At 46.9% G+C, this 12,785-nt stretch carries 10 protein-coding genes and 3 tRNA genes; all 13 read right to left on the bottom strand.

The genetic code is table 11. From position 1 onward, the window contains the following. Nucleotides 1-990 (bottom strand): glycosyltransferase, encoded by a 990-nt coding sequence (locus AB1E22_RS18090; protein WP_367596614.1) that lies wholly within the window; start codon nucleotides 988-990, stop codon nucleotides 1-3. A gap of 1 nt (nucleotide 991) precedes the next feature. Then, complete coding sequence (locus AB1E22_RS18085; RefSeq protein ID WP_367596613.1) at nucleotides 992-2,365, bottom strand: capsular biosynthesis protein; 1,374 nt, start codon at nucleotides 2,363-2,365, stop codon at nucleotides 992-994. Next, nucleotides 2,362-3,573: a lipopolysaccharide biosynthesis protein gene (locus tag AB1E22_RS18080; RefSeq protein ID WP_367596612.1), complete on the bottom strand. Its 1,212-nt coding sequence runs from the start codon at nucleotides 3,571-3,573 to the stop codon at nucleotides 2,362-2,364. Before AB1E22_RS18080 ends, AB1E22_RS18085 begins: the two co-directional genes overlap by 4 nt. Then, a complete protein-coding gene (locus AB1E22_RS18075) occupies nucleotides 3,570-5,708 on the bottom strand; it encodes a GumC family protein (RefSeq protein ID WP_367596611.1) in 2,139 nt (712 codons plus the stop codon). Before AB1E22_RS18075 ends, AB1E22_RS18080 begins: the two co-directional genes overlap by 4 nt. Nucleotides 5,709-5,710: 2 nt before the next feature. Beyond that, the gene (locus AB1E22_RS18070) at nucleotides 5,711-6,268 is read right to left on the bottom strand and encodes a polysaccharide biosynthesis/export family protein (RefSeq protein ID WP_367596610.1); all 558 of its coding nucleotides are present in this window, start codon (nucleotides 6,266-6,268) and stop codon (nucleotides 5,711-5,713) included. A 1-nt stretch (nucleotide 6,269) separates the two neighbouring features. Next, nucleotides 6,270-7,556 carry an outer membrane beta-barrel protein gene (locus tag AB1E22_RS18065; protein ID WP_367596609.1) on the bottom strand — a complete coding sequence of 429 codons (1,287 nt, stop codon included), beginning with the start codon at nucleotides 7,554-7,556 and terminating at the stop codon, nucleotides 6,270-6,272. Further along, on the bottom strand, nucleotides 7,546-8,961 hold the full coding sequence (locus AB1E22_RS18060; protein ID WP_367596607.1) for an undecaprenyl-phosphate glucose phosphotransferase: 1,416 nt from the start codon (nucleotides 8,959-8,961) through the stop codon (nucleotides 7,546-7,548). The genes AB1E22_RS18065 and AB1E22_RS18060 overlap by 11 nt, the downstream gene beginning before the upstream one ends. A 347-nt stretch (nucleotides 8,962-9,308) precedes the next feature. Beyond that, a complete protein-coding gene (locus tag AB1E22_RS18055) occupies nucleotides 9,309-9,893 on the bottom strand; it encodes a YecA family protein (RefSeq protein WP_367596606.1) in 585 nt (194 codons plus the stop codon). Nucleotides 9,894-10,101: 208 nt separating this feature from the next. Further along, nucleotides 10,102-10,188, bottom strand: a tRNA-Leu gene (locus AB1E22_RS18050). A 12-nt stretch (nucleotides 10,189-10,200) separates the two neighbouring features. Further along, nucleotides 10,201-10,274, bottom strand: a tRNA-Cys gene (locus AB1E22_RS18045). A gap of 49 nt (nucleotides 10,275-10,323) precedes the next feature. Then, nucleotides 10,324-10,399: transfer RNA gene (locus AB1E22_RS18040), tRNA-Gly, on the bottom strand. Nucleotides 10,400-10,623: 224 nt separating this feature from the next. Then, nucleotides 10,624-11,568 carry an HTH-type transcriptional regulator Cbl gene (cbl, locus tag AB1E22_RS18035; RefSeq protein WP_367596605.1) on the bottom strand — a complete coding sequence of 315 codons (945 nt, stop codon included), beginning with the start codon at nucleotides 11,566-11,568 and terminating at the stop codon, nucleotides 10,624-10,626. A gap of 105 nt (nucleotides 11,569-11,673) precedes the next feature. Next, nucleotides 11,674-12,591 carry a nitrogen assimilation transcriptional regulator NAC gene (gene nac / locus AB1E22_RS18030; protein ID WP_367596604.1) on the bottom strand — a complete coding sequence of 306 codons (918 nt, stop codon included), beginning with the start codon at nucleotides 12,589-12,591 and terminating at the stop codon, nucleotides 11,674-11,676. Nucleotides 12,592-12,785: the final 194 nt, after the last annotated feature.

Below are 12,785 nucleotides of genomic sequence, written 5' to 3'. Positions count from 1 at the left end.
CTATTCGTGAATAACTTTGCTATCGGGAGGAGTCATGGGATCGCGCGTAGGGTTCATCAGCCCTTTGATTAATCCAACAGAGAGCACGGCTAAATTTATGACACTTTGAAATCCGTTAATTAACGAACGATTCTTGAAAGTTTTCAGCAGAATAAATGCCAGCAGCGGCAGTAAAGCCAGGCCGATAATTTCAAGATCAAAGGTTAAGATTGCGATAAGCAGGATCAGCATATAAAGAGCAAAAATCACCTCATTTTTGACCATTTTAAAGGCATGGCCCACATAAGGCTTTCCCCATGCGCTGCGCAATAACTCCCCCGGCGCCTGGTTATAACCACTGCGCCAGCGATACATCAGTAATTTAAATGTCGGCAGGGTGTGCGAAGTATGGCTGAAGTACGGGGTATCTAAGCGATGCAGTTTATAGCCCGCATCGACCAAACGCATTCCCAGCTCTGCTTCTTCATAAGCATGAAGATTGCGATTTGTCAGATAACCAATTTTTTCAATGGCGGTGCGGCGATATAAACCACCTCCGCCTAAATGATCGCAATCGCCTATTGGGTAAATTTCATGTAGCCGCTGTTTACGGGATTTAAATTCATAGTTCGCAGCATCATCCATTTCAACCGTACCGGCTACGCCTGCGTATTCTGGATGCGCTTCCAGAAACGCAATGGCGCTGTCCACAAATCCGGGTTCCAACTCCATATCGCCATCCATCAATAACAGATATTCACCTTCGCTATACAGATAGCCAAGTTGATGCCCGACCCCGCAGCATCGGTCGCCCGGTTGTGTTAAAGACACTACCGTCACGCCTTTATTGCTGGCTAATTGCTGAGTGTTATCCGTCGACAAACTATCAGCCACAATAATTTTATGGGGATAATCAGCAATCTGTTTTTGAATACTATCGATAGTTTTTTCGATACATTCGGCTTCATTAAGTGTTTTAATGCTTACTGAAATAAAAGGTTTATTTATCATATTATTGCTCCGCATAACGACAAACGGATCGACGGATAACCAGACACGCGCCCAGTGACAGATAGAAAAGGAATTGTAACATCGGGGTAATGGTCAGTATCTGACTGTAGGGCAAACTCAGTAAGCCGCTGATAGCAAAAACACTAAACGCGGGTGAAAAACTTAACAACTGGAGATCTTGCTGGTCTAATTGTTCCCGCGCCAGCACAGCTTTGGGCTGAACAATAATAAGGATGTAAATAATCAAACCTACAAATATTGCCGTTCCAACTATACCCACCTCCCAAAGCAGCATACTTAAAGAAGTTGAGTCGAGGATCAAGTTATAGTTAAGGTTTAAAAAGCCTTTAGAAACAACGCTTCCGCTGTTTGTGGCATTTAAACCGTAGCCGAAGAGCGTTCCCGATGGCCCCCACAGATCGTTATTCTTCAGCCAAAAAGTCAGCGTGGTAAATCGCCCCACTTCACCTGACGGCAAAATATAATTAGGATCAAAAATATAGTTTAGAGAATTAAGGAACACGCTCAGCGAACTTTGCGTCGGATCACTACCAAAAGCCGACGAATAGCCCGAGGCTAAAATAACGATAGCCAGCCCGATTAACAGCGCCATGCCCGCGAAGATCAACAGCAGCGCTTTGACATTCACTTTGTTGACCCCTTGAACATAACTCGGCATAACCCAAACCCAGGCCAGTAATATCGGTGACAGCAGAATAACGAATTTAACCTCACCCACGATGCATAGGCCAAATCCGAGAATGATATGCAACGCCATCGATTTAAACGTGGTTAAACCATGCTTAAATTCGGAGACTTTTAATAGCATGATCAGCAGGCAGAAGAGCCCCATTGCGGCAGTGTTGCCGCCGCCCATTGGGTCGCCGCCGAAGGTTCCCACTACCGAGTCCCACTTATCTTCTTCCCCGCGAACCGCCACGCGCTGCGGCACGACAAAAAGTAATTGATAAAGAACTATCGGAAACTGGGCGTAAAACACCCAGTATAGAGATTTTGTCACGCGGTAAATTTGTGATTCGCGGCAGAACCCCAGTAATAAACAGAACATCACCAGCGATAGCGCTATTTCATTTTTAAAACCAACAATGGCGACGGTTATTCCGCCTTGTAAAATGGTCGACACCGTGGCCATAACCAGAAATATCAGGTACAACGTGAGTACCACAATTTCCTGCTTATCTAGCTGCAAGGCTTCGTAGCGGGTTTGCATGACCAGTAGGCCGAACATCAGCAGCGTCAGGAAAAAGGGGATCCATAACACCGCCAGCACGCCGGTGAAATATTGCACCAGCCCGCAAAGTACCAGGGTAATAAATGAGTATGTTTGTAGATAATGTCCAGTATTGAGATTCATAATACAACCGGCCTGTCTTTCAAAATATTGGCACGTTTATTCACCTTCAGATAAATAAAGGCGTAACGAACGAATGTTAATACTGAGAACAGAATAATGGATGTCGCATAGTCGTTATAAAAATAGGGCACGATAACAAAGGCCATCAGTACAATTGCCAGTTGTTCGAACTGAATGCGCAAGAAATAACGGTGTGAACCAAAAATCAGTTCGATAACCGTGAGCGGGCAGACCGCCAACGCCGGGAACAAGTACGGCAACATATAGCGTGACGTTGGGATCGAATTGATCCAGTCTTCACTAAAACCAAGATGCATGACAATTGGGTAGAAAATAAATACGCCTGACGTGCAAATCACCCCAAGCACCAGTAGTAGCAAGCGAACTTTTGTATATTCTTCGTAATTAAAAGTATTGTGCCGGAAATCTATCGACCACTTGGAGAAAATCGCATTGCGTACCGCATTCCCGACGATAACAACCGGCGCCAGGCAGAAGCGGCTCACAATAGAAAAATAGCCTGCCGTTAACGCTGAGAACCAAAAGTTAATTAGCATGATCGGCAAATTACTGTTCGCCATCGCCAGCACTTCTGCGCTACCCACTTTAGTAATGTGGTGAACGTGCTTATTAAAAAATTCCAGATTACTTTTCGGGCTGAGGTGTTGCAGCGTTACGGTGCGAATATCAAAGGCACGAAGAATACAGCCAATTGTGAGCAGCATCATTAGCCCCGCCCACGCCCAGTAAAAAGCCTGGATATGCGATGTGAGCAGGACGGAAACCACCACAACCACAGAAACGGAAATACGCTGGAAGACCAAAAAACCAAAATCAGCCGTACGCAGGGATAAGTTTTCCGAAATCAGCACCCATGTGTTGGAGAGCGTGAGGAGGTAGAGAAAAAAGATATTCTGATTAAAGAGCCATGCGGTTAACAGCGCATACGGCAGCGCGATAATCACGCTTTGCAATAAACAAAACACCACATTTTGAGCCAGCTCATCATCTTGTTGTTTCGGGATTAATAGCTGCGAGGCAAAGGTACAAACCTGGGCACCAATTAATGCAATACTGTAATTAAGCGCGTACAGCCCCACTTCCGCCAGGTCATATTTGTGTGAAATTAACCAAATAGACAGCGCACCAATCAATTGCGAAATGACTGATGAACCGGCAATCGTGGACGCGCTCCGGAGTAGACTCATACCCGACCTGTACCATTCATCAGTTCGTTAGTTTGCAGGTTGAGCGAACGTAATCCCTCTTTTGTTTCCAGGTTTTTATCACCCACCTGGTTCATTACCACACCGATGACGAACGACGAGTTAGTGTCGAGTTTATCCAGGGCGCTGGTGATATGTTCGGCGGGTGCGGCACCGGCTTTTAATACAAAAATCAGGCCATCAGTCACGCGGCTAATGAGTTGACTGTCCTGGCTTTGATTCACCGCCGCAACATCTATGATAATGCGCTGATACCGGCTGCGTAATTCGCGCATGAGATGCTCGATATTTTCCGAAGACAACATCAGCAAGGAAGAGATTGTCGCATTGCCACGCGCCAGGAAATCCAGGTTTTCATTTACGTGGACGTTCACACTTTCAAATGTGACTTCACCGCGAAGCAACTCGGCAACGCCTTGCGCCGATGGTTTAGCCAGCTCGCTGGATAATCCCTCTTTATTGAAGAAATCCAGATCGATAAGCAGGGTTTTCTGGTCAAAGCTAAAAGAGTTAGCCAGAAGATTCGCCAGTAATGTACGCCCTTCCCCCTGGTCAGCCGAGGTTATGGCGATGGCCTGAAGCTGACGATTATCCAGCATGATGCGGGTGCGAATGCTATGAATAATATCGGCGTTTAGCGGATTGTTGGCGATAATATCCCGGATTTGCGCGCGGCTTCCCACCCCTTTATAACGGCGAATCTCACCCAATGGTTCCAGGTTCAAACGCTTCTTCACCTGGCTCAGTGTATTCACCGTGCTGTCCATCGCGGCTTTCACAATGAAGTACATAATGCTGAAAGCAAGAACTAACAACACCACCATCACCAACAATAAAGGTTTGTTTGGCTTAGATGGGCGCTCTGCAGGCACCGCCGGGTCATACAAAACGGCATCAGAATCAGCGTAATTACCGGAAAGTGACTGTTCCTGAGTGCGCTGATAAAGCATTTTGTAGGAGTCTTCCGTTTTATCCAGCGCAAGTTTTAATGTGTTGTACCCATCTCGTTTGGAACCGAGATTCTGGAAAACATCTCTTTGCTGATCGAGCTGTTTCTGGTAGCTGGTTTCGTCGGCGAGTGCCGCCTGATATTGCTGACGCAGGCCTGTTTCAAGTTCGCGCAACACGTTAGATGTTTGATCCTGAATGGCCTGAACTTGCGCCTGGGCTTCAAGGATTTTTATATGCTTTGGACCATAGGATTTCCGCAGTTCATAAAGCGAACGCCTCGCCTGAATTAACGCGATACGCAGATCCTGAATTTGCGCGTGGTCGGAAATAGCGGGCAGAGAGATCACATCTTCCAGAGATCTCCCGGCATTCTGACGAACTTCGTTATAAAGAGAGGCTGCAGCGACCCGACGCTGAGTGGCATCGGCCAGGCGGTTCGTCACAATACTAAGCTGTTCGGTTTCAAAACCATCTACGCCGCGGAAAGTCAGCAGCCCTTCGGTCTTGAGATAATCGTCGATAGCCCGTTTTTGCTCGGCTATTTGCTGCTGAAGTTCTCCCATTTTCTGCTGGTTATTTTCGCGGGCCTTTTGGGTATTCATGCGTTTTTGCTCAGACGTATAATCTATAAACGCTTGAGCCACGCCGTTAGCCACCTGCGCCGCTAATTGTGGTGAAGGCGACTCGTAAGAAATAGATGCCAGGTGAGTGGTGCGAACGCCGCTAATCGTGAGATTTTTCAGCATTGTTTTCAGGGCATGATCCACGCGCTGCTGCTGATTTTCAGGCGTACTCGCATTTTTAGTGTCTGATTTAACGCCGTTGAAATCGGGATTTTCGTCCAGCTTCAAATTACGCACCGCCTGTTCCAGCACAATGCGCGACTGCATCAGCGCATACTGAGTTTCGTAGTATCCACTGCGTGTCGAATCGTAACCGTCTACCTGCGGGAAGGGTGAAACATTATCCGGCTGGGCTTTGACCAGCACCGTGGCCGTCGAGACATATTTCGAGGTCATCATGCTGATGAGCGCGTAGCCGACCGCCGCCGCAATCAAGCCCGCGAGGAGGATTTTCCAACTGTTCTTTTTAATTTCTTTGGCAAACCTGGAGAAATCGATGGAGCTTTCTCTTTTTTTGCCATTTTCCACTATTGATAGTTTCATAGTTAGAAGAACCCCATGCCAACAATGACGATATCACCGGGGTGAACGGAGTGCCTTACGTCCACGTTCTCAAGCAGTTGGTTGGTACCCGCCAGGCGAATATTGATCTCTTTGCGATCTGCCCGGTCCGTAAAGCCACCCGCCAGCGCAATAGATTTCTCGACGGTTAACCCAGGCTCCCAGGCAAAACCGTTCGGTATTTTCACTTCACCTGAGACAAAGAATTTACGGAATTCGGCAATATTGACCGTCACCATGGGATTTTGCAGATAATCGCCACGCAGGCGGTTAGTTAACTCAGCACCCACCTGTTCCGGTGTTTTTCCTTTCAGAACCATTTCGCCAATATAAGGGAACATAATCGTTCCACTTTTATCGAGGATAAATTTCATTGTCATATCAGGTTCGCCGTACACATTAATAGCGACGGTATCACCTGCATCCAGGAGGTATCCTTTTGATTCAGCATCAGGATTATCCATTAGCGGTGGCGTAGAGGATGCGCATCCAGCCAAAAGCACACTGAATAATATGAATGCCCAGAGATTCATTATTTTCATTTTAAATCTGCACCTTAGCTGTAAACATAATCAGCGAATTGTCATAGCCCAACGTTCTCAGGACTTCTCTATCGTCGTTAGGACCGATATAGAAAGAGTCGGTATCCCTATTCGAACGCAAAGTATCTATTTGATATTTCAATTCAAAATTAACTGAAGGTCTGAAGTCATAACTCATGGAGAAGGTGAATACACCGTCTTTGTCGTTTCTGTCCTTATCCTGCTTTTTATAGTCTTCCGTGGTGTACGAATAATCGAACAAGGTAGAGAAACGCTCATTTAACCAAAATTGTTGATAAGAAATACCGTACTGCGAAACCAGAATATATCCCCCCACTTCTGAAGGGTCTTTAATGCGCTGCGATGTATGGGCTGTAAAAATAGACTGTTTGAGCGGTTTCCACTCGCCCTGAATATCCCAGTTTAGCCCATTAAAATCCTGCGAGTTGGGATTGTTTTCAAATGTTTTATACAACCACGCGACGTTCATATCGACGTTGGTTTTCCCCGTAAGCTGGGATTTTATTCCATAAATCAAATAATATTCATTACTGTCTTTTTCCGTCGCATTATCATAGTGGCGCTGATTGGTAATAAAGCTATAACGGAAGCGGGTTTGCGATGTGTACTGGTCAAAAATTTCCGCAACGAGGCTATTTTCATGCCACTCCTGCTCACGAATGTAATTGTAAAAATCATCGTCAGTGTTTTGCGCATCTTGCGTATTACCAAAGCGCAATTTTTTATAAAGTAGAGCGACTTCTGCTTTACCACGCCCTTCAGGCGCGCCGTAACTATAACGTAGCTCACTATTTAATAAGTTAGTGGTGAGCGGGGAATCTATTCCAAACTGTTGAAACTGCTGCGGTAAAAACCCTTCAGTAACGCCACGCCCGCGTTCTTCATGGCCGAGAGAATCTTCAACATTCAACATCAGGCCATGCATTAATCCATAGCGCCATGCGCCATTAAAACGGAAGAAATGGTCGTCGTAATTATCAGCAGAGTCACTATTATAATTGCGATAATCACCTGAATACATTAAGAGGTATTTGTCCTGGTATCGTTCGCCAAGCATGCTTAATACCGGTGTCACACTCATAAAGTTTGACCCCACAGCATCGTTATCATGTGGCTGATAAGTCACATTATCATCATGGCCGTAATTCACACCGACTTTGCTTTGAAAATCGATACCCGCAAAGCCGATATGAGATTTCGGTGTTAAGTCTGCCAGGGCCGGTTGGGATAAAACGATACCGGCGACGATAATATATTTAATATGCATTTTTCCCGACAAATCCTTTGAAAATGGTTTTTATAATAATTTTTATATCCAGCCATAACGACCAGTTTTGAATGTATTCGATATCGTACTGAACACGTTTTTCCATTTTATAAAGTGCATCAATTTCGCCACGATAACCGTTAATTTGTGCTAATCCTGTGATCCCGGGCTTAACTTTGTGGCGGATCATGTAGTTTTCCACCTGCTTACGATAAAGCTCGTTATGTGTTACCGCGTGAGGCCTTGGGCCAACTATCGACATGCTACCCTGCAAAACGTTAAAGAACTGGGGTAACTCATCAAGCGATGTGCGGCGTAAAAACGCCCCAAAAGGCGTTACGCGCGGATCGTCTTTGGTCGCCTGTACCACCATGTCAGCGTTTTCCATCACGCGCATGGTGCGGAATTTCCAGACTTTAATTTTTTGCCCGCTCAGGCCGTACCTGTCTTGCTTGAAGAATACCGGCCCGCGTGAGGTCAATTTGATACCGATCCCAATCACTAACAGCAGCGAAGAGATGAGAACCATAATAATGCTGCCCAGCACCAAATCTTCGGCACGCTTGATGAAGGAACCAAAGCCTTCGAACGGCGAACTGAGGATGCTGATGGTTTGCAGGTTGTCGATGGAGCGCAGTTTCGACATATGCGTGCTGTACGAGTTGAAGTCCGGAACGATATAGGTGTCGACGGTCGTGTCTGACATCACCGCCAAAAAATGGCGTATTCGCTCCAGGGCAACGAGCGGCAAGGCGATATAAATTTCATCTACCCTCCCCGCTTTAGCTTCCTCAACCAACCCGCTTACCGACCCTTTAAAGGGGCTCTTTATTTGGTGAATCAACTCGCTGAAACGTGAAGCATCGCGCTCGTCATAAAAAGCCAAATCCAGGTTCATATTGGAATATTCTTTCATGAGCGCTTCTTCAGCCGCCAGACCATTGTCTGTGACGCCCACGATTGCCACGCGATAATTTTTTTTAGCTGTATGCTTCAGTATCGTTAAATGGAGTATATAGAGTAAAAATATAGGAATGGCATACCAAATCAGTATTGCTGGAAAAAAGCTATTTTCAAATACGCTCAGGTAGCCCAACGACGCGAGGTCATCCGTTGTAAATCTAAAAATCTCAACGAATACAACCGTCAAAAATGAGCATAAAATTAAACGTAACTGGCCGCGGACACTCCAGTTTTTCGGTTTATGAAGATAAAGTTTGGTGTACTCACCAAATAATAAGAAAGTCGTAGAGAAAAAAACGCTAAGTGTGATAACCATGGTGGTAGATTTGATGGCTAACAGCACGGCGCTCAATATTAAAATCGAGTTAATAAAGATAAAATCTGCCAACTTAATAAATGCTGGATACCCTCCATGGGTATATTTCAAAGAATTTCTCGGCATCATTAGACTCGTTATTCATTGAATTATCGTTATTGTTACTTTCCTTTCCCACCATGATTATATCATAAATGTAAAGAACGCGAGGTCAGTTTGTTAGGAATTGTAAAAGCACTGTTGCTAATTGTGAGATATCATTCATTTCCCAATAAACATGAATGATATTCATTTTAGGTATTTGTTTTGACTGCAGATATTTAAGCAGCGTTTATCACTGCTGTTTTCAGATAAGGAAACAGTTGGGGTTGAAAGATGAGTCGAATGGAAGAGTGAATCAAGAAGTGTTGAGGCACTCAGGCAGGGGAAAAATATCTGCCTGAGTGCCTGGGTCAGGAGGCTACAGGTAAAAATTAATGCAGCGTATTTGCATCAGCCTTACGCTTCTCAAACCAGTACTGGTGTAACTGCAATGCCGCAGGACCAATCGCTTCCTGGCTGGCTTCATATTCCTGCTCGCTCATTTGTTCGAGTTTCGCGATATTGGCTTCTTCGCCGTGAAGAGCAATCGCCTTCAGAGCAGGTTTGAGTTGCTCTGGCAGCGCTGACCATTCACCCAGCGCCACACCTCGCATATAACCAAAGCACCACTCTTCAACGATGGTGTAATCATTACCTTCTACTTCGCGATAACCGAATAGCGGATCGAACTGATCCGGGGCATCAAGCAGACGTTCGGCAATATCATTCATATGCTGTAATGCAAGATCTTGAAAACGTTGCTGTTCTTGCTTACTTTCCCAGCGTGGGAGCCCATCGTCACCGCCCCACAAGGCAGCTTGCCACTGAGAAAGCTCAATTTTCTTCGGTGCAGAGAGAATGGCGGTGAACATGCCGTCCAGTTCGGAGACATCCAGCACGGAATCATCGCTGCCATATTTCGTGAGCGTGTCATCCAACCATTCCAGTTCTTCTTCGTTTAGCGGCCCTTGATTCATACTGTGACTCCTGAGTGGTTCGGTTTTTTAGCCGGGATGAGCAAAAGAGTGCTGCGGTCACCTGCAAACAGTGGTGTGCAGTGAAATTAATCTAAAAGGAAATTGTAACAGGTAGGAGATGAAGAAAGGCGATTTACAGGCAATAAAAAACCACCCGAAGGTGGTTTACACGACACTGCTTATCATTGATTTTATTCTTTAATTCCCATGGTGCCCGGGGCGGGACTTGAACCCGCACAGCGCGTACGCCGAGGGATTTTAAATCCCTTGTGTCTACCGATTTCACCACCCGGGCTCGGGAAGAAAGTGGAGGCGCGTTCCGGAGTCGAACCGGACTAGACGGATTTGCAATCCGCTACATAACCGCTTTGCTAACGCGCCAAAACCTTTCACCTTTGCAGGCTGTAACAGAATTTCTGTTACTAAAATTTGGAGCGGGAAACGAGACTCGAACTCGCGACCCCGACCTTGGCAAGGTCGTGCTCTACCAACTGAGCTATTCCCGCAAAATCTTTTAATGAAGCTTAAAGCTAATCATTTGATTTTACTATCTTCTGGCAAGCTGTGCTGCCGTTCGATGCGTTGCATTCTACTTACCTGACGCGGTGAGTCAATGAAATTTTCCGTCACCGCGTTTCGTTTGCTGAATTTTACACCGCACCGATCACACTTCGAGCAAATCACCCCGTTTCACAGCCCATATGGAGCCACTTTAACCGTAAAAAAGGGATCAGATTTGATAATCCAGCACGGTTTCTTCCGGTTCCAGCGCCAGACGTTTGATATCGGCAACGGAAAGTTCGGGGTTGCAGAGTTCAATAAAACGCCAGACGTAATTGCGCTGAAGCTGCCCGCGCTTCAAACCGAGCCATACGGTGTTGGCATCAAAGAGATGGCGGGTATCCAGCCTGACCAATTCCCCTTCTTCACTGCTTGCCTGAAACGCCACCAGCCCAATGCCCAATCCCAGTTCGACGTAGGTCTTCACTACGTCAGAATCTTGCGCGCTCAAAACGATGTCGGGCGTTAGTCCACGCCGTGAAAACGCTTCATCAATACGCGCGCGTCCGGTGATCCCCTGGCGGTAGGTAATCAGCGGCCAGCGGCTAATATCATCGAGCGTGAGAGGATTCGCGTGAATTAACGGATGGCCGCGCGGCACCAGTAATGTGTGGTACCAACGAAACCACGGATAAGCGACGACGGTAGGATCGGTACTCAGCCGCTCACTGGCAATCCCGATATCCGCCGTGCCGTTATGCAACAACGTCTCTATTTCCTGCGGTGTGCCCTGGATAAGCTCCAGACGCACTTCAGGAAACAAGGTACGGAACGATTTGATCACCGTCGGCAGACTATAGCGGGCCTGGGTGTGGGTTGTCGCAATGGTCAGCACGCCGCTGGTGTCATTGGTAAACACATCGGCTAAACGCCGCACATTGCTGGCTTCGTTCAGGATGCGTTCAGCAATCACCAGCAGGGCTTTGCCCGGCTCCGTCATACCTAATAAACGCTTACCACGGCGGATGAAGATCTCAATACCGAGCTCTTCTTCCAGCTCGCGAATATGTCGGCTGACGCCAGATTGCGAAGTGAAAAGCATATTGGCGACTTCGGTCAGGTTATAGTCCCGCCGGGCCGCCTCGCGGATAATTTTAAGTTGCTGGAAGTTCACATTGCCCCCGGGGCATTACCGTTCTTTACACTATTGTTAAAGTGGCAACCCTGAGATAACAAATAATAAAAACCAGCAACTTATTCTATTTAGCGATAAGGCGAATTAGCCGACCAACTGCAGCTCGCGATTTTCCGACATCGGACGAACCACCAAAGACATCAGAATGTCTTTTACCGCCTGAGCTTGCGGGCTTAATCCAGTGCGTGCTGACAAATTAACCGAAAGCGGTAAATTCAGAGATGGGCTGGTGATTCGCGCCATCCAACCGTTTGCCGAACTCACTAGCGCTCGCGCCGCGGACTCTGGTAATACGGTAACGCCCATCCCGCTTGCAATAGCTGCAGTCAGCGTCGAAATAGAGTCAATCTCACCGGTAATTTTTGCCGTCAGGCGGCGTAGCGAAAAGGCTTCGTCGACACGTTTACGTACGGCGCTGTAGTCGCGCGGCAGGAATAGGTTCATTTCGGCCACCGCGCAGAGATCGACTGTCTGTCCAGGACAGTCGCGGGTGCCGACCAGAAACAACTCCTCTTTAAGCAACGGTTGGCTAATGATGCCCGCCGTCGGAGAACGGTCATATAAGACCGCCATGTCAAGCTGGCCGCTTAACAGCTTGTCATTCAGGACAGAACTACTGTTCTCATGCAGATAGACCAGCACGTCGGGTAATTCCGCACGTACTGCCTGTAATAATGGCATGGTGATGGAGGAAGCCGCAGTCCCTGGTGCCAGCCCAATAGAGACTTGCCCGCCTAAAGTTTGGCCCACGTTGCAAACGGCTAATTGTGCCTGTTCACACTGACGTAATATGGTTCGTGCATGGGTATAAAGGATCTTCCCGGCTTCGGTTGGCGTAACGCCGCGCTTAGTGCGAATTAATAATTGCTGATCCATTTCACCTTCAAGGGTAGCAACTTGCTGGCTCAGCGCCGGCTGCGCAATATGCAGCACTTCTGCGGCCTGAGTCAGGCTACCAATATCGACGATTTTCACGAAGTACTTCAGTCGTCTTAAATTCATTTTGCCTCCTACACGGAATGCCAACGCCAGTCTCGGCAGTGATGTCTTCCTGGGAGTTGCAATATACTTGCCACTTTTGAGAAACATCCGACCAGATGCCCTAACAGGCTGGATAATAAGCAGAAGCGATGTATTGAGCTGAAAAATAAAAATGAAACGAGGGTTCTCTTATGCCCCATAAGAGGTATGTGCGC

This window comes from Buttiauxella gaviniae (assembly GCF_040786275.1).
Classification (GTDB): domain Bacteria; phylum Pseudomonadota; class Gammaproteobacteria; order Enterobacterales; family Enterobacteriaceae; genus Buttiauxella; species Buttiauxella gaviniae_A.
Note: the sequence above shows the minus strand (reverse complement) of the source record. Positions and strands in the feature narration are given on the sequence as shown.

What these genes read in the sequence shown, in the direction of transcription:
- AB1E22_RS18090 (WP_367596614.1), bottom strand. Translation starts at nt 990, where the DNA reads ATGATAAATAAACCTTTTATTTCAGTAAGCATTAAAACACTTAATGAA.
- AB1E22_RS18075 (WP_367596611.1), bottom strand. Translation starts at nt 5,708, where the DNA reads ATGAAACTATCAATAGTGGAAAATGGCAAAAAAAGAGAAAGCTCCATC.
- AB1E22_RS18070 (WP_367596610.1), bottom strand. Translation starts at nt 6,268, where the DNA reads ATGAAAATAATGAATCTCTGGGCATTCATATTATTCAGTGTGCTTTTG.
- AB1E22_RS18065 (WP_367596609.1), bottom strand. Translation starts at nt 7,556, where the DNA reads ATGCATATTAAATATATTATCGTCGCCGGTATCGTTTTATCCCAACCG.
- AB1E22_RS18085 (WP_367596613.1), bottom strand. Translation starts at nt 2,365, where the DNA reads ATGAATCTCAATACTGGACATTATCTACAAACATACTCATTTATTACC.
- AB1E22_RS18080 (WP_367596612.1), bottom strand. Translation starts at nt 3,573, where the DNA reads ATGAGTCTACTCCGGAGCGCGTCCACGATTGCCGGTTCATCAGTCATT.
- AB1E22_RS18060 (WP_367596607.1), bottom strand. Translation starts at nt 8,961, where the DNA reads ATGCCGAGAAATTCTTTGAAATATACCCATGGAGGGTATCCAGCATTT.
- nac (WP_367596604.1), bottom strand. Translation starts at nt 12,591, where the DNA reads ATGAATTTAAGACGACTGAAGTACTTCGTGAAAATCGTCGATATTGGT.
- AB1E22_RS18055 (WP_367596606.1), bottom strand. Translation starts at nt 9,893, where the DNA reads ATGAATCAAGGGCCGCTAAACGAAGAAGAACTGGAATGGTTGGATGAC.